The organism is Pseudofrankia coriaricola, assembly GCF_001854805.1.
GTDB lineage: Bacteria > Actinomycetota > Actinomycetes > Frankiales > Frankiaceae > Pseudofrankia.
The window spans coordinates 1-20,885 of the sequence record NZ_MBLO01000244.1 but is presented as its reverse complement, the minus strand read 5'-3'; the positions used below and the strand labels follow the sequence as shown (position 1 = coordinate 20,885).

Genomic DNA, 20,885 nt, shown 5'->3' with positions numbered 1-20,885 from the left:
TGGGTTGCCGGCCGGCCACCGTGACGATCTACGCTCGACACTCCACAATAATAACATTAAGTTATCTATATGAAGATCGTCGCCCGCTCCTACCCACGCCTGCTGGCGCCGCTGCGCGTGGGACCGGTCATCTTGCCCAACCGCATGGTCATGGGCGCGATGCACACCCGCCTGGAGACCCTCGACCGGCCGGTGGAACGGATGGCCGCGTTCTACGGGGCCAGGGCGCGCGGCGAGATCGGGCTCATCCTCACCGGTGGCTACGCCCCCCACCCGGACGGCCGCATGGATCCCGAGTCCGGCGTCCTCGACGACGACCACGACCTCGAGCCGCATCGGGCGGTGTGCCGCGCGGTCCACGACGCGGGCGGCCTGATCGCCCTGCAGATCCTGCACGCGGGCCGCTACGCCAAGGTGCCCGGCTGCGTGGGCCCGTCCGCCACAAAGGCCCGCATCAACCGTTACGCCCCGCGGGCGCTGAACACCGCGCAGGTCTGGGAGGTCGTCGACCAGTTCGCCCGCACCGCCCAGCTGGCGCGCGAGGCCGGCTACGACGGCGTCGAGGTCATGGGCTCCGAGGGCTACCTGATCAACGAGTTCACCTCACCGCGGACGAACGACCGCGCCGACGAGTTCGGCGGCGACCTCGACGGCAGGCTGCGACTCCCCGTCGAGACCGTGCGCCGGGTCCGCGAGCGTGTCGGCGAGGACCTCCTCCTGATCTACCGCATCTCCGCGGTGGATCTCGTCGAGGACGGCCTGACCGGCGAGGAGATCGCCGAGCTCGCCCGGCGGGTCGAGGCCGCGGGCGCCGACGTCCTCGACACCGGCGTCGGCTGGCACGAGTCGGCGGTGCCGACGATCGCCGCCAGCGTCCCGCGCGCGGCGTGGGCCTTCGCGACGCGCCGTGTCAGGTCCGCGGTCACGGTGCCGGTCATCGCGTCCAATCGGATCAACGACCCGGAGGTCGCCGAGAAGCTGCTCACGGACGGTACGGCCGACTTGGTCTCGATGGCCCGCCCCCTGCTGGCCGATCCCGACTTCGCCCACAAGGTCCGCGCCGGACGCTCCGACGAGATCAACACCTGCGTGGCCTGCAACCAGGCCTGCCTGGACAGGATCTTCACGGACGCCACGGCCTCATGCATGGTCAACCCGCGCGCCGGGAGAGAGATCGAGTTCCTGGCCGACGCGCCCGCCGTCCGCAGGCGGATCGGGATTGTCGGCGCCGGGCCCGCTGGCCTGGCGTGCGCCGTCACCGCGGCCGAACGGGGCCACGCGGTCACCCTCTACGACGCGGCGGACGAGATCGGCGGCCAGTGGAACCTCGCCAAGGCTGTCCCCGGCAAGGCGGAGTTCGCCGAGGCCATCCGCTACTACCGTGTCCGCCTCGCTCGCCTCGGCGTCACGCCGCGCCTCGGCCGGCCGGTCGACGCCGACAAGCTCACCGCCGAGGAATATGACGAGATCGTCCTGGCCACCGGCGCCACCCCGCGCCGGCCGGACATCCCGGGCCTCGACCACCCCAAGGTCGTGTCCTACGCCGACGTGCTGACCGGGCGGGTGGCACCTGGGCGGCGGGTAGCCATCATCGGCGCCGGCGGCATCGGGTTCGACACCGCCGACTACCTGGTCGGCGACCCCCAGCTCGCCCTGGACCCGGAGCTGTTCCTGCGGGACTGGGGCGTGGCGGACCCGGACGCCCGTCGCCGCGGCGACGTCACCGACCCGCAGGCGGCGGGCAGGGCCGCTCGCGAGATCACCCTGTTCCAGCGGCACGCCGGCCGTACCGGCCGCGGCCTGGGCAAATCCACCGGGTGGATCCTTCGCGGCCGCCTGAGCAGGGCCGGGGTCGCCGAGATCACCGGCGCCAGCTATCTCGCGATCAAAGATGACGGCCTGCACTACTCCGTCGACGGGCAGGCCCACGTCCATCCCTGCGACACCGTCGTCATCTGCGCCGGCCAGGAGAGCGACCGCGGCCTCTACCAGGCACTCGCCGCCCGGGGCATCAGGGCCCACCTGGTCGGCGGCGCCGACGACGCCGAAGGACTCGACGCCGTCCGCGCCATCGACCAGGCCACCCGCCTGGCAATCACGCTTTGACGGCCGGCCGCGGCACGCCGCCGCGCAGGCCGGCCAGCGCGGCGGCGGAGCGCCGCCTCGTCTCCCCCGTCCAGGTCTCCCCCGTCGGGGGTCGCGCCGCGCGCGGGCACCGCCAACCCAGACGTTCTATTTAGAACAATTTTTTAGCTAATTCAGGTATCCTCCGTCCAGGACTGGACGAGCCAAGGAGGACAAGGTGCCGCGCGTCGGTGATCCGATGACCACGCCCGTCACGGCGAGCGATCCCGGCGCCGCCGCGGAGCTGGAATGGCTGCGCAAGGGACGGGGCCGAGGCGGCGCGGCGCTGCCCGTCCACGAGACCCTTGGCCTGCAGGTGCGCGAGGCCGAGGCCGGCCGCTGCGTCGCCCGGATGCCTGCCAGCCCCGCGGTGCTCGGCGCCGACCGGCGGATCCTCGCCGGTGCCCTGGCCATCGTCGCCGACGCGTGCTGTGGTTCGGCGGCGTCGACCGGGCTCCCGCCCACCACAGCGGTGCTCAGCGCCCAGCTGCGCCTGGAGTTCGCCGGCCCCACGCCGCCCGCGCCCGGCTGGGTCGAAGGCAGGGCGACACTCACCGCCGTCCGCGACGCAGCGGCGCTGGCCCGCGCCGAGCTGGTCGACCCCGCGGGCGAGCTGCTGGCCATCTGCTCGCTGCGGTCACTCGGCACGACGTGGCGCGCGCCCGCGACGGCGGCGCCACCCACCACCGTCCCCACACAGGGCCCGAACCAGGCACAGCCTTCCGACCCGCATCGACTGCTCGGCGTCACCAGCGCCGCCGCCGGCCGCGGTAGCGCCCAGCTCGAGCTCAGGCCGACCAGGGCGGTCGCGAACAGCTTCGGCGCGGTGCACGGCGGCGTCCTGGCCATGCTCGCCCACATCACGGTGGCGGACGCTGTCGCGACCCTGCTCGGCCCGGACGACGAGGCCCTGCCGCTCGACATCCTCGTGAACTACGTGCGTGGCGTGCCGGCGGGCGGCGGCCCGGTGAGCAGCGCGGCCCAGGTCACCCATCGCGGCCGGCGGTTCGTAGTCGCCGAGGGCGAGATCACGGTCGGCGACGGACGCCTCGCCGTCCGGTTCTCCGCCAGCACACAGATCCGCCCCGCGGGCCGCCCGTGACAGCCAGGCCGCGGATCCCGACCGGTCACGTGGTGGCCCGCACGGCGCTTCCGCCCGCGGCTTCCTGGTTCACCGGAAGACCGCGGTGCTGGCGGCCGAGGACCTGGTCCAGTCGCGGGTACTCCGCGCCCAACCAGTATCGATCGATAGTTGGCTGAAATTAATTAGTTAGCTTATTATGGCGTCCATGGCCTCGAGGTCGGGGCCGGCGAGGGAGAGTCATGTATGACCTGGTGATCCGTGGCGGCGAGGTGGTCGACGGGACGGGCGCGCCGGCGCGGCGCGCGGACGTCGCGGTGGACGGCGGCCGGATCGTCGCGGTCGGCGAGCTCACGGACGGCGCCGCCCGCACGATCGACGCCGAGGGACTCGTCGTGGCGCCCGGCTTCGTCGACGTCCACACCCACCTCGACGTGCAGGGCTTCTGGGACCCGACACTGTCGCCGTCCCCGCTGCATGGCGTGACCACGGCGCTGGCCGGCAACTGCGGCTTCACGGTCGCGCCGCTCGACGACACGTCCGGCGACTACCTGATGCGGATGCTCGCCCGGGTCGAGGGAATGCCGCTGGCGGCCCTGGAGAAGGGCGTGCCCTGGGACTGGCGCACGACCGCCGAGTTCCTCGACCGGCTCGACGGCACGCTCGCGATCAACACCGGTTACATGGTCGGCCACTCGGCCCTGCGCCGGGTCGCGATGGGACCGGCCGCCACCGAGCGGCCGGCCACGGACGACGAGCTGGCGACGATGAGGCGGCTGCTGCACGAGGGGCTCGCGGCCGGCGGCCTCGGCTTCTCGACGACCCGTGCCCAGAGCCACCACGACGGCGAGGGGCGGCCTGTCCCGTCGCGGTGGGCGACCGACGCCGAGCTCCTGGAGCTGGCCGCGGTGGCCGGCGAGCACCCAGGAACGTCACTGGAGTACCTGCCCACCGTGCCCGGCAAGGGCCCCTTCCCCGACGACATCGGCGAGCTGATGATCCAGATGTCGCTGGCGGCGGGCCGGCCGCTGAACTGGAACATCCTCACCGTCGCCGCGCGCACCCTCGACGACGCGCGCGCCAAGCTGGCGCTCGGCGACCAGGCGAAGGCCCGCGGGGCGAAGGTCGTCGGGCTGACCATGCCCGACACGCCGCCGTCGCGGTTCTCGTTCCTGTCCGGGTTCGTCCTGGACATGGTGCCCGGGCTGCACGACTTCCTGTTCCTGCCGCCGGCCGAGCGGCTCGCGATCCTGCGCGACCCGGCCCGCCGGGCGGCGCTGCGCGACGCCTGCGCGGCGCCGTCCCCGTACAGCCACCTGGTGGACTGGCGCAATCGGCACATCATCGAGACCTTCAGCGACGCCACCCGCGGGTATGCGGGGCGCGCGGTCGGCGAGATCGCGGCCGAACAGGGCCGCGACCCGTTCGAGACGTTCATGGACATCGTCGTCGCCGACGAGCTGCGGACCACGTTCTCCAACCCGTGGCGCACCCCGACCGCCGAGGACTGGGCCGCGCGCGCCGAGATCTGGCGCGACCCGCGCGCGGTCGTCGGCGCCTCCGACGCCGGCGCGCACCTCGACATGATCGGCTTCTTCGCCTACACGACCATGCTGCTACACCATGGCGTCCGCGAGCACAAGGTGATCAGCCTCGAGGAGGCGGTACGGCTGCTGACGTCCGTGCCCGCCGACCTCTACGGGCTGCGCGGCCGCGGCCGGCTCGCTGTTGGGTCCGCCGCCGACGTCGTCGTGTTCGACCCCGCAGCAGTCACCCAGCGGCCTCTGACCACCAGGTTCGACCTGCCTGCCGGCGCTGGCAGGCTCTACAGCGAGCCGGAAGGGATCGCGCACGTCGTCGTCGGCGGCACGCCGATCGTGGCGGGTAGGACGTTCACCGGACAGACCCCGGGCCGGGTGCTGCGGTCGGGACGCGACACCGACACGCCGGCGATGGTCTAGCCGGTGACCGTCGCAGTCAGCTCCGAGGCTGCCCGGTCGGCCGGTGAGCCGTTCGACGTGGGCGGCCGCGTCGTGCTGGTGACCGGCGCGACCTCGGGCCTGGGCGCGTGGATCGCCGAGGGGCTCGACGCGGCCGGGGCGCTGGTGGTCGCCACCGGCCGCCGGGCCGACCGGCTGGAAGAACTCGCCGCCCGGCTCCAGCGCTGCGTCGTCCTGCCCGCCGACCTGACCGACGACGACGCCCGCGCCGAGCTCGTCAGCACCGCGCTGGACACACACGGCCGGATCGACGGGCTGGTCAACAACGCGGGCGTCCTACGCGCAGTCCCGGCGCTCAAGGAGACCGCCGACGACGTCCGCGCTCTGCTGGAGATCAACCTGGTGGCGCCGTTGGACCTGGCCCGCCAGTGCGCGCTGGCGATGCGGGAGTCCGGAGGCGGCTCGATCGTCAACATCACGTCGATGTCGGGCATCGTCGCCACCGGGCTGACGGTGCCGAGCGCGGGCTACTGCGCCGCCAAGGCCGGGCTCGCGCACGCCACCCGCGAGCTCGCGGTCCAGTGGGGCCGCCACGGGGTGCGGGTCAACGCGGTCGCGCCCGGGATGTTCCCGACAGAGATGGTCGACGGGCTGGCCGAACCACCAGGCTTCTTCGCCGACCGGCTTGTCCTCAAGCGCACCGGCACCCCCGGCGACATCGTCGGCGCGGTCCGGTTCCTGCTCTCCGACGCCGCCGCCTACGTCACCGGCCAGCAGCTCGCCGTCGACGGCGGCCGGACGATCACCTGACCTCGGTCAGGTCCTTCTCTCCACCACACCATTCGCGCCCACAAGCGCACGCACGCGCAGGGAGGCAGCCGTGGGCAGGATCTTCGACTGTGACCAGCACATGTACGAGACGCCCGACGCGTTCACCCGGCACATCGCGCCGGAATGGGCACACCGGACCGTCAAGCCGGTCACGCTGCAGAACGGCGACGAGGCGATCCTCATGGGCGAACGGATCCTCGTCGCCGTCGAGCCCGAGTTCAGGAAGGCCTACAAGCCCGGGTCGCTCAAGGAGATGCTCAAGCAGATGAGCACCGGCGCCCCGGTCGAGACCTACATGTTCGAGCCGATGCGCGACGTCTACCAGGACCGTGACGCGCGGCTGCGCGAGATGGACGCCCAGGGGCTCGAGGCGACCATCATCTACCCGGGTAGCTGGGGGCTGATGGCCGAGGCCTACATCACCCGGCCCGACGCCCTGTACGCGAACCTACGTTCGTTCAACACCTACATGAACGAGCAGTGGGGGTTCGACCACGAGGGCCGTATCTATGCGCCGGCGACCATCGCTCTGAAGGACCGCGACCTCGCCGTCAAGGAGCTCGACCAGGTCCTCGCCGACGGCGCCCGGTTCATTCTCATGACGACCGGCCCCGCCTACGGCCGCAGCCCGGGCGACCCCTACTTCGACCCCATCTGGGCACGAATCAACGAGGCGAAGGCCACGGTCTGCTACCACATCACCGAGGCCTACTACAACGCCAACCTGGCACCCGCCTGGGGGCACGAGCCGGACCCGATCCACTTCCGCATGTCGGCGTGGCAGTGGCAGAACACCTATGGCGAGCGGCCCATCACGGAGACCCTGTCCGCGTTGGTGTTCGACAACCTGTTCGGCCGCTTTCCCGATATCAAGGTGCTGGCCAGCGAGTTCGGCGCGTCCTGGGTGCCGCACTTCGTCAGGCACATGGACAAGAGCCGCGGCATGGGCCGCAACGGCCCGTGGATCGGCGGCCAGCTCGACCGCCGGCCCAGCGAGGTGTTCCGCGACCACATCCGCGTCGTCCCCTACCCGGAGGACGACCCGGTGGAGATCATCCGCCAGCTCGGCTTCCACCACAGCATCGTCATGGGCTCCGACTGGCCGCACGCGGAAGGACTCGCCTCCCCCGCGGACTTCCGCAACCTGCTCGACGGCCTCGACGAGCAGGTCAAGGACGACGTCATGTACAACACCGCGTCCCAGCTCGTCGCCCACTGAGAGCCCGGGCACCCAGCCGCACGCCGGACAACTCGAGAGGGTCGGAAATGAAGACGCGTGCCGCGCTCCTGCACGGTCCGGGCCAGCCCTGGACCGTCGAGGAGATCTCACTGGACGGGCCTCGCGCCGGCGAGGTCCTGGTCGAGACCGCGTTCGCGGGCCTGTGCCACTCCGACGACCACCTCAACAAGGGCGCGGGTCTGCGCTTCCCGCTGGTCGGCGGGCACGAGGGCAGCGGGGTCGTGCGGGAGGTCGGCGCGGGGGTCACCCGGCTGCGGCCGGGCGACAAGGTGGTGACCTCCTTCATCCCGGCGTGCGGCCTGTGCCGCTGGTGCACGGTCGGCCAGTCCTGGCTCTGCGACGCGGGCGCGAGCACCCTGACGGGGGCGCTCGCCGACGGCACCTACCGCATGCATCTGGGCGACGGCCGGGACGCCGGTGGGTTCTGCGCGCTGGGAACGTTCACCGACTTCTTCGTCGCCCAGGAGCGCTCGCTGGTCAAGGTGCCCGACGACACCGCGCTGGACGCGGCGTGCCTGCTGGGCTGCAGCGTCCCGACGGGCTGGGGCTCGGCGGTACGGGCGGCGGGCGTCCGCCCCGGCGACGTCGTCGTGGTCTATGGGGTCGGGGGCGTCGGTGCCGCCGCCGTGCAGGGCGCACTCATGGGCGGCGCGGCGACGGTCGTCACCGTCGACCCGGTGCCCTTCAAGAACGAGTTCGCCCGGCGCCTCGGCGCCCACGCCGGCTTCACCACGCACGCCGAGGCGCTCGACCACGTCCGTCACCACACCGCCGGAGCGCTCGCCGACAGCGTCATCCAGTGCGTCGGCGTGGCAACCGAGCGGGTCGTCACCGAGTGCTACGAGATGACCCGCAAGGGCGGCACGCTCGTCCTCACCGGCATTGCGGACCGCTACGAGGAGATCACCGTGAAGCTGCCGGGGGGGCTGCTCACCTCGTTCGCGAAGACCGTCGTCGGCTGTCTGTACGGCTTCTGCAACCCGCACCAGGACGTACCGATGCTGCTCGGCCTCTACCGTGGCGGCCGGCTACGGCTCGACGAGATGGTGACCCGTCGCTACGCCCTCGACGAGATCGAGAAGGCATACCAGGACATGGCCGACGGGCTCAACATCCGCGGCATCGTCGAGGTGGCGCGCTGATGCGCGCTCGCCGGCCTCGACCGCGCCAGGGCGCAGACCCAGGTACGAGACCTCCTCGACGCTGTGCAGCTCGCGCCCGAGTTGGCCCGCCGCTACCCCGGACAGCTATCCGGCGGGCAGCGCCAACGCATTGCGATCGCACGCGCCATGGCCGCCGAACCCCGGGTGCTGATCTGCGATGAGCTAGCAGCCCCCGTGACCCACCGGTCGAGGCGTGGCCGGTTCCCGCGCAGGCAGCCCACGCAGCAGGACGTCGAGGAACACGTCGAAGCGCGGCTCGGCAGGCCCAAGCTCCAGCGAGCTCTCCGCTGCCGCGAGCCAGCTCACGATCGAGACGCCGAAGATGTACCAGCTCTGCTCGGCCAGCTCCGGCGAGACGCCCGAAGTGACGAAGGCCCCTATGACGCCAGCCCGAAGTCGACCGAACGACTCGGGGTTGTGCCGGTGCGGCCGCGAGGTGCGCGTCGCATACCCCGGCACGGCCAAGAACTCGTCATGCATCGACCACGCCAGGCGCCGCAACCACGCCCGCCACTGATTCGGCCGCGGCTGATCGGCCGGGAGGATCCGCTCCACGATCACATCGCTGATCAAGTCCAGCAGCTCGTCACGATCGCCAACCCACCGATACAGCGCTCCGTGCGTGACCCCAAGGCGCGCCGCGAGCTCCCGGACCGTCAGGGTCTCCAGGTTTAGCTCCAACGCGGCGGCGACGATCTGCTCTCGGCTCAACTGCGCCGGGCGCCCCCGGCCCCGCCGCCGCTGACCCTCGCCGCCCGCCGCGCCGTCATCAACACCGGCCGCAACGCTCGCATCGGCAGGCATGGCCGCGATCCTACGACCCGACCCCGGCGAGCACGGCCGAGTCCGGCCGCCGGAAACCGACGCCGCCCGGTTTCCTGGCCCATACGGCGGACCCGGCACGCCCGGCGCGCGCCGCGTTCGTACCGCGAACGGCCAGGACGATTTCACCCACATGTCGGAACCCCTGCGGGAGAATGCCGCCGTGCCCTGCCGCTGCCACACCACCCGCCGCGACCTGCTGCGATGGTCCGCCCTGATCGCCGCCGCGCCACTCGTCGCCTGCTCCGACCGAGACGAGCCCGCCGCCCGGGCCACCGCGGCCGCGACGACGGCCGACGTCGACCCACGCACGGTCAGCCCGGTGAACCTGGAGCTGGTCACCCTCACCGAGACCAGCGCCGTGATCACTTGGTATACCGGCGTCCCCGGCACGGACGACGGCACCAAGCGGATGGTGCCCAAACCCGCCGACGGCCAGGTCTCCTACGGCACCAGCCCGTCCCAGCTGACCAAGACCGCGCACGACGAGGGCGGGCCGACCCCGTACCACTACGTCGAGCTGACCGGGCTCGAGCCGGGCCAGACCTACTACTACCGGGCGGCCTCCGCCGGCAAGGCCGCCACGCCCACCGCGCTGGAGCTGGTGCAGGGCAACGCGGCGGGGACCGCCGCACCGGCCGGCGCGGACGGCCCCTTCACCTTCACCACCCCGCAGCCACCGCCGGGACGCCACCTGTTCTCGATCGCGCTGTGCAACGACCTGCACCTCGGTGAGACCGTCGCCGGCCTGGTCGGCGGCACCTCCATCAAGGGCCTCTCGCAGCAGCCCGGGCTTCGGCCGTACCCGGAGGTCATGGCCGAGGGGCTGGTCGCCGAGGCCACCGCCCGCGGCGCCAACTACCTGCTCGCCGCGGGCGACCTGTCCAGCGAGGCCGCCCCCGCCGACGTCACCCGCGTCCGGACGCACCTCGACCGCTTCGGCACCTACCGGCAGGACTACTTCGTCGCCCGCGGCAACCACGACCGGGCGCACGCCGGCGCGGCCTACGCCGGCTGCGGCACCGGCGAGTGGCAGGGCGACGACTGCTTCCGCGACGACTTCTTCGCGGGCTCGGCGACGACGTACTTCTCGCACGACCTCAATGGCCTGCACGTGGTCGGGCTCGACACGTACGACAAGGCGGGCAACGGCGGCGACGCCGGCGGGATGTCCGCCGCTCAGCAATCCTGGCTGGCCGCCGACCTGAAGGCACACCGCGACCAGCCGACGATCGTCTTCGGCCACCACCCGCTGGTCGTCGAGGGGACGCCCTTCGGCGGCGGCGCGGGCAGCATGCTCGACGCCACGCAGGCCACCGGGCTGCTGGCGACCTACGCGTCGACCCCCGGGGTGTTCCTCCACCACGCCGGGCACACCCACCGCAACCACCGGACGGTCAGCCCGGCCGCGCCGCGCGTGGTGTTGCAGGAGGTCTGCGCGGCCAAGGAGTACCCGGGCGGCTTCTCCCTCCTGCGTGTCCACGCCGGCGGGTACGCGCTGAACTTCTACAAGTCGCGCACGGACCTGGCCCGCGAGTGGAGTGAACGCAGCCGGCAGGAGCTCACCGGCTTCTGGCCGCAGTTCTCGCTGGGCGCCGCCGTCAGCGACCGCAACAGCGTGGCCTCGCGGGACCTGTCCGGGCTCACGCCCGCCTGAGCCGTCAGGCGTCGGCCAGCGCGACGAACCTGTCGGTGGCCAGGTGTCGCCCGACGCCTCAGGAGGGCGCCGCAAGTGTCGGGCTGGCGCGCCATCGGCGAGGATCATGATGTCGGCGCGAGCCCGGCCGGTGGTGCTTGTACTCGGCCACCAAGAGCCGCGCAACGCCGGGCAGGTCCACGACCATCGCGGCAATCTGACTGCCGGGCCAGTCGATCCTCGTCTGCAGGTGGTGGTCGGGCGCGGCTACCCCGCGGCGTCGCTCTGCGCCGCCAGGCCTAGGAGGACGGCTTCGATCGCGGCGTCGAGGGACTCACGGAATGGCGGATTCATGAACGCCAGGCCCGGGTCGATCTCGTAGGCGGCGACCAGGGCCGGCGCGGGATGGCCGCGGGTCCACAAGGCGCCGACGAGAGCGATGACCAGGCCGGCCGCCTGCGCCGATCGCCGCTCGTCGAGCTCGGTAAGGAGACGGCGGAGCAGGGCGGCGAGCCCGACCATGCTGTCCCGCGCCCCCCGTTTGTAGTGAAGCGCGACGTCTGCGGAGACGTTCCGCTCCAGGATGGCGGCTTGGGCGCTGAGAAGTTCACACAGCATCGGATGGGCCTCGAACGACGCGGCGAGCCCAGACGCCAGCTCGCCTGCGCGAACGGGCACCGGAGCGGACGGGTCGACCGCCGACGGGAGCTTCTCGGAGATCTCGACCAGGAACCCGGCGGCGGCGTTGGCCAGCAGGTCGAGCAGGACCGCCTCGCGCGACTCGAAGTAGCGCAGGACGTTGGACTTCGCCAGCCCCACACGGCGGCTGAGCTCGTTGAGGCTCATCGCCGACACGGGCATCTCGTCGAGCATCGCGGCCGCCGTCCTGAGGATGCCCTCACGGCGTTCCGTGCGCTGCACCTCGCTCCTCGCACGCTGGAAGGCTGCCATACCCCTCAGTTTAGGAGACCGATGGTCTCTTGACTACAGACCGTCGGTCTCTTAAGTTATAAGAGACCGACGGTCTGTTCCGCGATGCTGGGGCGGAGTCTCGTCGGTGCTGTTCAGCGACCTGCATTGCATCGAAGGGACATGGCATGAAGGCCACCGAGGCTGTCGCGTGGGTCGACCCGGAGCGCTGGCGAGCCACGCCACCGGCGGAGCGGCTGAGGTTGCTCACGCAAGACTTCGGCAACCTCCTCGGCTTCGAGAACGTCGAGAAGTCGATTGTGACCAGCGGATTCACCTCACCGAGCCATCTGATCATGGACCACAAGCGGGGCTGGCTCGCTTTGGCCGACCGCTTCGCCCGCTACAGCATCGACCCCACGCTGCCGCGGTTTTTCGCTCTGGCCCGCACCGCCGCTCTCGGGCACTTCCGGCGCCCCGACTTCTGACCCCGGCGACCGGCCGCCCATCCGTCTCCCATTGAAAGGAACCGCCATGGCTCGCAAGATCGCCCTGGTCACCGGCGCCTCCTCAGGCATCGGCGAAACCACCGCCCGTCGCCTCCACGAGGCCGGCTTCGTCGTCTACGGCGCCGCTCGGCGCGTCGACCGGATGGCGGAGCTCGCCGCCACGGGCGTGCGCACCATCGCCCTCGACGTCACCGACGACGTCTCCACCCAGAAGGCCGTCACCGAGATCCTCGCGGCCGAGGGCCGCATCGACGTCCTCGTCAACAATGCCGGCTACGGCTCGTACGGCGCAGTCGAGGACGTCCCGATGTCCGAGGCCCGCGCGCAGTTCGACGTGAACCTCTTCGGGCTCGCGCACCTCACGCGGATGGTGCTGCCGGCCATGCGCGCCCAGGGCAGCGGCACCATCGTCAACATCAGCTCGATGGGCGGACGGTTCGCCATGCCTCTGGGTGCCTGGTACCACGCGAGCAAGTTCGCCGTCGAAGGTCTCAGCGACGCGATGCGCCTGGAGCTGAAGCGGTTCGGCATCGACGTCATCCTCATCGAGCCCGGCCTGATCCGAACGGAATGGGGCGCCATCGCCGCCGACAAGCTCCGCGCCACCTCGGGACGAGGACCCTACGCGGAACAGGCCGCCGCCATTGCCAGATCACTGGAGGAGGGCTCGCGACCCGACGCGCGGAGGACCTCACCGCCCAGCGTCATCGCCGACGTCGTGGCCAAGGCCGCCACCGCCCGCCGCCCCCGCACCCGGTACATCGTCGGCTTCGGCGCCCGCCCGCTCATCCTGCTCAGCAGGGTCCTGCCGGACCGGGTCTTCGACGCCTTCATCAAGCGCACCTCAGGCGTACCGGCCTGACGATGGCCACCGCTGACGCCGGGCCGGGCCGTTCAATCGACGCCCCGGCGCGGCCTGGCTGCTGAACGGTGGGGCGGCCTGGCCTCGCAGCCACCGCTGCGGCTGCTTCCCGACGCCGCGGCACGCGACGAGGCGGACCACTATGCGCTGGCGGCGCTTGTCGCGCACCTGCTCGCCGCCGACGATCCCGAGAGCGTCCACCGTCTCCTCGAAGCGGAACGACCCGCGGCCGGCGGACGCAGCGAGTCCGTCTGGTACACCGCCCACGAGGACGCCGGCACGACCGCCACCTACCTCACTGATCTTTCCGGCCAGCTGGGTCGCGGTGGCTGTCGGGCTTGATGGGTCGTAGGCCGCTCCGATGTCGCGCCGCAAATCCGGCAGCATGTTGACGACGAGAACAATGACAAGAACGACGACGCCGACCACCGCTGCGGCGACGGCACCCAGTGCCCATCTCAGCGACCCATCATGATCCCTGCGCAGGTCTGCCCAGCTCGGCGACCCTGATCACCCGCTTGCACCCCACAGGTCCCGGCGGGAGCGCGGCGCCCATGTCATCGGCGGGCGCGACCGAGGGTGGCGCGGCGGCGGCGGGTGCGGCGAGGGTGTGAGACCTCGGAGCGACCGTGGTAGCGGGCGTGGCGGAGGCCGGTTCGGCGACAGGGGACGGCCCGCCGGCGGGGGAGGCAGAACGGCGCGAGGCGACAGCCACGCCGATGTCGTCGGCCGTCTCACGCAGGACGAGATCGACGACATCGTGGATACGGCCGCGGCGATGGTATGCAGCCCGCTGTCGATCCGCTCCGGTGCCACGATCGAACAACTCCCCGACGCCCCGGACGACGGTTTCGAGGTCGCCGGCCGCGGCGAGCGCCGGACCAACGCGGGTGACCAGCCGGTCCACCACCGTACGTGCCGTGGCCCGCTCGCCGCATTCCGGGTCGAGCAGCTCCGCGGACAGGCCGTATCGGGCTGCCCGCCAGCTGGCGGCGCGCAGCAGCTCCGGGCGCACGTCGGGGACCGGACGCCCGTCGGCCCAGTCGGCGGCCATGGTCGACACCAGCGCCCTGGCCAGCGCGGCGAGCAGGACGGTGTCGTCGACGGACAGGCAGACATCGGCGACGCGCAGCTCGAGCGTCGGCCAGTGCCGGGACAGCCGAGCATCGAAGTAGATCATCCCGCCGTCGAGTGCCGCGCCGCTGCCGATCAACAGGTCGACCAGCCGTTCGTATTCCGCCAGCGAACCGAACGGCGCCGTCGGACCTGCCGTCGGCCACCGCTGCCAGACCTGGGTGCGAAAGCTCGCGTACCCCGTGTCCCGGCCTTGCCAGAACGGCGAGTTCGCGCTCAGTGCGACGAGCGGCGCGAGCCAGGGACGGAGGCGATCGAGCGCGCCCACGGCCTCTGTCCGCGAGCGAACCGCCACGTGCACGTGGCAGCCGCAGGTGAGCTGCTCGGTGGCGGTGAGGCCGAACTCGGCGTACATCCGCTGGTAGCGCCGCTTCGGGGTGGGCCGCGAACTGGCCGGCGTCGGGCTGGTCGCGGTCGCGGCCAGCGCCACACCCTCGGCGGCCCCGGCATCCAGGACCGTTCGGCGCAGCGCCACCAGGCAGGCGCGCACCGCGGCAAGGGAGGACTGGGGCGCCGATGCGGTTTCCACCTGCTCCCGGGTGAACTCGACGTCCAGCCCGCCGACACCCTCACCGTCCAGGCGGGGGCCGAGGCCGGGTGACCGCTCGCCCGCCCGGGCGAGCACCCGTGACGCGGCGGCCCGCGGGACACGCGCGACGGGGTCGAACAGCAGGAATTCCTCCTCCACCCCGACGGTCCGCACCCATGGCCGCGCCGCGGCCGCGCCGACCGGCTCCCGCCCCTGCTGGCGCCCGTCCACAGGGTCCATATTCCGCGGCATCCGATCCATGGCCTGCGCGCCCCAGCCGACAGAGCCCGGGCTCGCAGGCTCGCCGTCAGGCGCGCGCCGCTGCCCACGCCCGGCCCGGGCAACCCTGGGCCCCTGGCCGGCATCCGTCGTCACTCCGATCTGCTTCCCGCCGCCTCCAGCGGTAATCCGCCTGGGGAGGGTTGCTCCCGGTCTCAACGGCGCGCCGACCGTGCGCCTTGAGCCCGCCCCGCGCCTTGCAGGGAACCGGCCTTCGCGCGCGTCGCTGGCGCGGCGGTCATCATCGCCGGAATCATTGCCGTCTTCGTCTACAAAATGGATCAGAGTGGCTCGCTGGCGAGCTACAAGGGTCCGATCGGTGAGATCGATACCGTCGAGATCTCCGACTCCGTGCTCTCCAAACAGGTGGCGGTGCTGGAGACGGCCGGACTGGTCGAGGTCCGCAAGGGGTATGTGGGCAAGCGCCCCCGTACCTGGCTCTCGCTTACGGCGACCGGACGGCACGCGTTCGCCGATCACCTGGACGCCCTGCGCGAGATAGCCGGCGGAGGATAGGACTCTACTCGGGGGCGGGCCGCACCCCCGGGCCGCGGGCGACCGGCTGGCCTGGGTACAGACGGTGGGACGCTGGTTGGCTACAGGGGCCGTAGGCTGTCAACTTGGCTGTCAAACGATCAAAGAGGTGCCGCCGCCGGCCTCTCAGCGGTCCACGCCACACGCGCAGACGACTCCAGGCACCCGTGCACGCGCCGCCAACGCACGCAGCCTGGTCACGCAGCTCCGGACCGACACCCACACCAAACTCGACATACCGAACACAGACTCCTCGCCCCTGCATGCCCCGTCTGATCGGCGAAACGGGACCGGCCCCGTAACCCTCGCAGCCGCCGCTCCAGTCGTCCATGCCGTAGGGGTGCGCGGGTGCGAGACGCCAGGCATTCATCAGCCGGGCCGCGACGTCCGCCTGGAGGTCGCGAGCGTTTCTGGGCTGTCCGACACCGTAGGGCTCGGGCCTTGGAGCAAGGCGGTGATGGCCTCACCACAAAGGCCTTGGACTTTGGCCGGATCGGCGGCGTCGGGATGCGCGAGGGAAAGAGCCGCAATGCCCCGGGCCATCCCCATGACGAGCACGGCAGCGGCGTCGGCGTCGGCGTCGGCGCGGATCGACCTGTCCTGCTGACCGGCTCGGATTGTCTCGGCAAGGTCGCGATGTGTCTTCCGGTCCGCGTGGACGACGGCGGGCAGCGGGGAGTCGGACGGGAACGTCGCGCCCCACATCACGACCACAGCGCGCTCCTCGGGTGCGTCAGCGGCGATGAAGACCTCGAGGTAGGTCTCGATCGTCACACGAAGCACCTCAAGGGCGGAGAGCTCCTCGACTTGCCGGTCGGTGCGCTCGAGGGCCTCGGTCGTTGCCTCGAGTGTGCGCTCGTGGGCGCGCTCAGCCAGCCGGGTGATCAAGCTCTCTTTCGACCCGAAGTGGTAGGCGGGCATCTCTCGGCTCGTCCCGGCGCGCGCGCCGATGCTGCGCAGCGACGTCCGTTCGAACCCGCGCTCCGCGATCAGTTCGGCCGCGGCTCGCAGCAACGCTGCTTCGGACGCGGCGCGGCGCTCGACCTGCGTTCGCCGTCCCGGATGCCCAACCACCGTCAGGACGATAACAAATTCCTGGCATGCGCCAGAGAAGTGCTAACTTGTCGGGCACCCGCCAGGTAACACTGGCTCAGTCAACTCGGGAGGCTCGATTGCCGCGTGCGATCGTGTTCAACGGTGATGAGACCTGGGAGCTCCGCGAGGTCCCGAAGCCCAAGCTCAGGCCCGGCTGCGCCGTGCTTCGGGTCGAAGCGGTCGGGATCTGTCACAGCGACGTCGACCAGTTCAGGGGTCATGCGCCGGTGCCGTCGGGAGGCGTGTTCCCCACGGTTCCGGGCCACGAGATCGTCGGCCGGATCGAGCAGATCTCACCCGACGCGGCCGCGGAGTTCGGCGTGCGGGAGGGGGACCGGGTGGGTGTCCGCTCCTACGTCAGGACGGCCGGCGGGAGATCGCGCGTCTACGGGTTCGACTTCCCGGTCGATGAGGCGTCCGGGCAGTTCGGCGGCTACGCCGACTACATGGAGCTCGTGCCGGGCTCCGAGGTGCAGAAGCTCCGCGACGACCTGCCGGCGACCGAGCTCACCGTCTACGAGTGCCTGTCCAACTCGGCGACCTTCGTACGCCCCGCGCAACCCGGGGAATCACTGCTCGTCCTGGGTCCGGGTCACATGGGCCTCGCCGCCATCGTCGCCGCCCGAGCGCAGGGCGTTGGCACGATCATCGCCGTCGGTCTGTCACGTGATCGGTTGCGCCTCGACACCGCACTCCGCGTCGGGGCGGACCACACTGTCGACCTTGAGGGCGAGGATCCGGTCGCCCGTGTCGCGGAGGCGACCGGCGGCAGGATGGCGGACGTCGTGCTCGACGTCGCCTCCGGCGGTCCCGGATCGTTCATCACGGCCTTCGAGCTGGTGCGACCCGGCGGGAAGGTGGTGGCCGCCGGGATGAAGGACCGCCCGCTGGACGGCTTCGACATCAACCAGATCCCGCTGCGGAACCTCACCGTGCTGCCAGGTGGGGGCGTCGACCTGAGCCTGGCGTGCTCGATGATCAACGAGGGTAAGGTCCCCACCGCGGAACTGGCGGGAGAGTCCTTTCCCCTGGAGCGATTCGAGGAAGCCCTGGCGCTCGCTGACAGACGGGTTGAAGGCAAGGACGCCGTGCGCGTCTCGCTGGAGATTGCGTGATGTGCGGCGTCGAGGGGCGACGCGGCACGAGGCCCGCCACTGCCGGCTGATGGAGATCAACAACCGCGGGCTACCGCCAGGTCCGCACCGCCGAGGTCACCGTGCACCGGACGGACTCCGGCGGCAACGTCGCAGGGCGACCGTGGCCGACCTGATGGGCACAACCCCAGCCTCGTCGCGGTCGCGGCATGGCCCGAGGACCGTGGATTATGAGAGGGAGCACGATGGAACGACTGTCGATCGAGCCGCTGAGCGTGATGGGACTTCCGCCGGTTGAATCCGTGGGCCTGGCCGCCGACCTCGGGCTCCGGTACGTGGCGCTCGCCCTGAGCGCGTTACCGAATCCGTACGGCTACCCGTCCTTCTCGCTTCGAGACGATCTCGCCCTGCGGCGCGAGACGCTCGCCGCCCTGCGCGACCGGGGCGTGACGGTGTCGCTGGGCGACGGGTTCGTGCTCCATCCCGACATGGACATGCGTGATCTCGCGGGCGACGTCGCCGTCATGGCCGAGCTCGGTGCCCAGCGGGTCAACACCGTCACCTTCGATCCGGACTTCAACCGCAGCGTCGACCAGTTCGGCGTGCTTGCCGAGATGGCCGCCGAGTCTGGGATGCGGACGACGCTGGAGTTCTCGCCCGGGCTCGCGATCGCCGACCTCCCCACGGCGCTCGACGCCGTCCGGGCAGTTGGCAGGCCGGACTTCCGTCTCCTCATCGACACGATGCACCTCGTGCGGTCCGGCTCCGGCCCGGCCGAGGTCGCCGCCGTCGACCCCGACCTGATCGAGTACATCCAGCTCAGTGACGTCCCGCTCGTGCCCACCATCCCTAACTACATGGAAGAGGCGTGCTTCGAGCGGATGGTGCCGGGCACCGGCGAGGCACCACTGCGCGAGATACTCGACGCGCTGCCGCGCCACCTTGTGATCGGACTCGAGGTGCCTCTCCGCTCGCAGGCCAACGCCGGTGTCGGTCCCCACGAAAGGCTCAGCCGGTGTGTCGACGCCGCTCGGAACCTCCTCGTCCAGCTGGACGACCAATGAAGACAATCGAAGACCGACACGAACCGGGGCGACGGCTCCACCGCTCGTTGCGGGCCACGATCTCTGGGCTGAACCGACGGCGCAATGACCGGATCGCGAGGCCTTCGTCGTGAATCTTCGGCGCATCGGCAGCCTGGAGGTATCCGTCGTCGGTCTCGGCGGCAACAACTTCGGTACGGACTTCTTCGGCGCTGGCTGCGACAGGCGCGAGGTCGATCGGATCGTCCGCACCGCCCTCGACGCGGGCATCAACCTCTTCGACACCGCCGAGGAGTACAGCATCACGTCCTTCTTGGGCGAGGGGCACTCCGAGGAGCTGATCGGCGCGGCACTCGGCCAGCGTCGGGACGAGGCGATCATCGCCACGAAGTTCCTCAACCAGAGCGAGACTGATCCGGATCAGCGGGGCGCGGCGCGCATCGTGGCTGCCGTCGAGGCCAGCCTGCGGCGCCTCGGAACGGACCGGATCGATCTCTACCAGCAGCACCAGCCCGACCCCTTCACGCCGATCGAGGAGATCCTCGAGGCGCTCGACCGGCTGGTGCGCGCCGGCAAGGTGCGCGAGGTCGGTTGCAGCAACTTCGGTGGCGAGATGCTGGAGGACGCCGCCGAGACCGCGGCTCGGTCGTCGCTTTCGCCGTACCGGTCCTGTCAAGTGCAGTACAGCGTGCTGGAGCGACCCCAGGAGGACGTACTCGGCGCGGTAGAGCGCAATGGCATGGCCGTCCTTGCCTACTTCCCCCTCGCCAGCGGACTCCTTACCGGCAAGTACCGCCGGGGCGAACCACCGCCGCCCGACGCACGGCTCGGCGCCGACGCGCCGGTCAGCACCATGCTCCGCCAGGGAATCATGGCCCGCCGCCCGCCGCTGTCCGACGAGCGCCTCGCCACCGTCGAGCAGCTGTCCACCTTCGCCGAGGAACGAGGGCGCTCTCTGCTCGAGCTCGCGATCTCGTGGGTCGCCTCCCAGCCAGCCGTTGCGTCGGTCCTGGCCGGCGTCACGAAGCCCGAGCAGGTCATCGCCAACGCCTCCGCCGCCGGATGGCGGCTCACCCCCGATGAACTGGCGGCCGTCGACGCGATCGTCGCCCAGGAGGCCGAGGCTTCATGAGCCTTTCTGGTCGAGCATCAGAGAGCTCGATAACCAGTTGCCGAGCATCAGTATTCGTCCGTACTTCCAGCTGACTTGCTATCACGCGCCAAGGCTTCAGGTGGTGGGCGACGTCACAAGGCGTAGCCGGTGAGCGCGAGCGCTTGCGGCCTGGGAGCCGCGGACCGAAGAAAAGGAACCTCGTGACATTCGCGGAAAAATATGGGCCATGGGCAGTAATCACTGGCGCCTCCGAAGGGACCGGGCAGGCATTCGCCCGCCGCATCGCCTCCGAGGGGCTACCTTCCGTCCTTCTCGCGCGCCGGTTGGGACCGTTGACCGACCTGGCCAATTCGATCCGCGCCGAAACGGGCGTTAAATGTATTACGGCGTCAGTGGACCTGGCAGCCGACGACGGCGCCCAGCAGGTCATCGAAGCGGTGGGCGACCGCGAGATCGGGCTGTACGTCGCCAACGCCGGCGCCGACACCAACGGAGCGCACTTCCTCGACATCGACGTCCAACCCTGGCTGGACCTGATGCGCATCAACGTTCTGACGATGATGCGGTTGTGTCACCATTTCGGCGGACCCATGCGAGCGCGTGGTCGCGGCGGATTGCTGCTGGTCAATTCCGGCGCAGCCTACGGCGGCGGCAGCTTCATGGCGACCTACGCGGGAAGCAAAGCCTTCGAACCTGACTTCCCTCACGTTGATTCTTCTCGCAAGATCGTAAGGCTGTGACCTGCGGCTTCGCCGGCGCCAGCGACGAAAATTGTGCACTAATCGGAGGCGCCGAGTCGTTGCCGGAGACTGCCGCCGGGCCCACAAGGAGATCCACTCGCACGACACGGGCGGCAGTTGTACCAACAGATCGGCAACCAACTCTCGCGCCAAGCCCTCACGCCGGACCCGCGCCTCACTGTCCGTAGCATTACGATCTTGACCGC

General features: G+C 70.9%; 19 protein-coding genes and 1 pseudogene. 15 read left to right on the top strand and 5 right to left on the bottom strand.

Going from position 1 to position 20,885, the window contains the following annotated elements; all coding sequences use genetic code 11:
- The first annotated feature begins 69 nt into the window (after nt 1–69).
- From BCD48_RS34080 to BCD48_RS54345, 7 genes and pseudogenes are all read left to right on the top strand, one after another.
- The gene (locus tag BCD48_RS34080; RefSeq protein WP_071052505.1) at nt 70–2,106 is read left to right on the top strand and encodes an oxidoreductase; all 2,037 of its coding nucleotides are present in this window, start codon (nt 70–72) and stop codon (nt 2,104–2,106) included.
- Between the two features lie 217 nt (nt 2,107–2,323).
- The gene (locus BCD48_RS34075; protein WP_131804154.1) at nt 2,324–3,226 is read left to right on the top strand and encodes a PaaI family thioesterase; all 903 of its coding nucleotides are present in this window, start codon (nt 2,324–2,326) and stop codon (nt 3,224–3,226) included.
- A 221-nt stretch (nt 3,227–3,447) separates the two neighbouring features.
- Complete coding sequence (locus BCD48_RS34070) at nt 3,448–5,166, top strand: N-acyl-D-amino-acid deacylase family protein (RefSeq protein ID WP_071052503.1); 1,719 nt, start codon at nt 3,448–3,450, stop codon at nt 5,164–5,166.
- Nucleotides 5,167–5,169: 3 nt separating this feature from the next.
- Nucleotides 5,170–5,955, top strand: coding sequence for an SDR family NAD(P)-dependent oxidoreductase (locus tag BCD48_RS34065; RefSeq protein ID WP_071052502.1), 786 nt, complete (start codon nt 5,170–5,172; stop codon nt 5,953–5,955).
- Nucleotides 5,956–6,025: 70 nt separating this feature from the next.
- Nucleotides 6,026–7,195, top strand: coding sequence for an amidohydrolase family protein (locus tag BCD48_RS34060; protein WP_116271752.1), 1,170 nt, complete (start codon nt 6,026–6,028; stop codon nt 7,193–7,195).
- 47 nt (nt 7,196–7,242) lie between these two features.
- Nucleotides 7,243–8,358, top strand: coding sequence for an NDMA-dependent alcohol dehydrogenase (locus BCD48_RS34055; RefSeq protein ID WP_071052501.1), 1,116 nt, complete (start codon nt 7,243–7,245; stop codon nt 8,356–8,358).
- Nucleotides 8,359–8,406: 48 nt separating this feature from the next.
- A pseudogene (locus tag BCD48_RS54345) lies at nt 8,407–8,532 on the top strand (ATP-binding cassette domain-containing protein); the annotation flags it as partial.
- 9 nt (nt 8,533–8,541) lie between these two features.
- Here the strand turns inward: BCD48_RS54345 and BCD48_RS54340 are convergent.
- Complete coding sequence (locus tag BCD48_RS54340) at nt 8,542–9,183, bottom strand: TetR/AcrR family transcriptional regulator (RefSeq protein ID WP_241842219.1); 642 nt, start codon at nt 9,181–9,183, stop codon at nt 8,542–8,544.
- A gap of 151 nt (nt 9,184–9,334) precedes the next feature.
- On the opposite strand from BCD48_RS54340, the gene BCD48_RS34045 reads away from it, so the two are divergent.
- On the top strand, nt 9,335–10,858 hold the full coding sequence (locus BCD48_RS34045) for a purple acid phosphatase family protein (RefSeq protein WP_241842211.1): 1,524 nt from the start codon (nt 9,335–9,337) through the stop codon (nt 10,856–10,858).
- A 246-nt stretch (nt 10,859–11,104) separates the two neighbouring features.
- Here the strand turns inward: BCD48_RS34045 and BCD48_RS34040 are convergent, their stop codons facing one another.
- Nucleotides 11,105–11,758 (bottom strand): TetR/AcrR family transcriptional regulator, encoded by a 654-nt coding sequence (locus BCD48_RS34040; protein ID WP_241842210.1) that lies wholly within the window; start codon nt 11,756–11,758, stop codon nt 11,105–11,107.
- Between the two features lie 176 nt (nt 11,759–11,934).
- On the opposite strand from BCD48_RS34040, the gene BCD48_RS34035 reads away from it, so the two are divergent.
- Together BCD48_RS34035 and BCD48_RS34030 are read left to right on the top strand one after the other, a co-directional pair.
- Nucleotides 11,935–12,234: a hypothetical protein gene (locus BCD48_RS34035; protein ID WP_071052499.1), complete on the top strand. Its 300-nt coding sequence runs from the start codon at nt 11,935–11,937 to the stop codon at nt 12,232–12,234.
- A gap of 46 nt (nt 12,235–12,280) precedes the next feature.
- On the top strand, nt 12,281–13,117 hold the full coding sequence (locus BCD48_RS34030; protein ID WP_071052498.1) for an oxidoreductase: 837 nt from the start codon (nt 12,281–12,283) through the stop codon (nt 13,115–13,117).
- On the opposite strand, the gene BCD48_RS34025 is transcribed toward BCD48_RS34030, so the two are convergent.
- Both BCD48_RS34025 and BCD48_RS34020 read right to left on the bottom strand, forming a co-directional pair.
- Complete coding sequence (locus tag BCD48_RS34025; RefSeq protein WP_071052497.1) at nt 13,100–13,546, bottom strand: hypothetical protein; 447 nt, start codon at nt 13,544–13,546, stop codon at nt 13,100–13,102. The genes BCD48_RS34030 and BCD48_RS34025 overlap by 18 nt on opposite strands.
- Nucleotides 13,547–13,586: 40 nt before the next feature.
- The gene (locus tag BCD48_RS34020; RefSeq protein ID WP_083419619.1) at nt 13,587–15,020 is read right to left on the bottom strand and encodes a carboxylate-amine ligase; all 1,434 of its coding nucleotides are present in this window, start codon (nt 15,018–15,020) and stop codon (nt 13,587–13,589) included.
- A gap of 315 nt (nt 15,021–15,335) precedes the next feature.
- Here BCD48_RS34020 and BCD48_RS34015 point away from each other — a divergent pair, with 315 nt between their 5' ends.
- Nucleotides 15,336–15,575 carry a transcriptional regulator gene (locus BCD48_RS34015; protein ID WP_083419618.1) on the top strand — a complete coding sequence of 80 codons (240 nt, stop codon included), beginning with the start codon at nt 15,336–15,338 and terminating at the stop codon, nt 15,573–15,575.
- Nucleotides 15,576–15,962: 387 nt separating this feature from the next.
- Here the strand turns inward: BCD48_RS34015 and BCD48_RS34010 are convergent, their stop codons facing one another.
- Nucleotides 15,963–16,667 (bottom strand): TetR/AcrR family transcriptional regulator, encoded by a 705-nt coding sequence (locus tag BCD48_RS34010; protein ID WP_071052494.1) that lies wholly within the window; start codon nt 16,665–16,667, stop codon nt 15,963–15,965.
- 98 nt (nt 16,668–16,765) lie between these two features.
- Here BCD48_RS34010 and BCD48_RS34005 point away from each other — a divergent pair, with 98 nt between their 5' ends.
- The 4 genes from BCD48_RS34005 to BCD48_RS33990 all read left to right on the top strand — a co-directional run bounded on the left by BCD48_RS34005 (nt 16,766) and on the right by BCD48_RS33990 (nt 20,679).
- Nucleotides 16,766–17,803, top strand: a complete 1,038-nt coding sequence (locus BCD48_RS34005) for a zinc-dependent alcohol dehydrogenase (RefSeq protein ID WP_071052493.1) — start codon at nt 16,766–16,768, stop codon at nt 17,801–17,803.
- Nucleotides 17,804–18,027: 224 nt separating this feature from the next.
- Nucleotides 18,028–18,846: a sugar phosphate isomerase/epimerase family protein gene (locus BCD48_RS34000; RefSeq protein WP_071052492.1), complete on the top strand. Its 819-nt coding sequence runs from the start codon at nt 18,028–18,030 to the stop codon at nt 18,844–18,846.
- A gap of 109 nt (nt 18,847–18,955) precedes the next feature.
- Nucleotides 18,956–19,957 carry an aldo/keto reductase gene (locus BCD48_RS33995; protein ID WP_071052491.1) on the top strand — a complete coding sequence of 334 codons (1,002 nt, stop codon included), beginning with the start codon at nt 18,956–18,958 and terminating at the stop codon, nt 19,955–19,957.
- A gap of 182 nt (nt 19,958–20,139) precedes the next feature.
- Complete coding sequence (locus BCD48_RS33990; protein WP_241842209.1) at nt 20,140–20,679, top strand: SDR family NAD(P)-dependent oxidoreductase; 540 nt, start codon at nt 20,140–20,142, stop codon at nt 20,677–20,679.
- Nucleotides 20,680–20,885 lie beyond the last annotated feature (206 nt).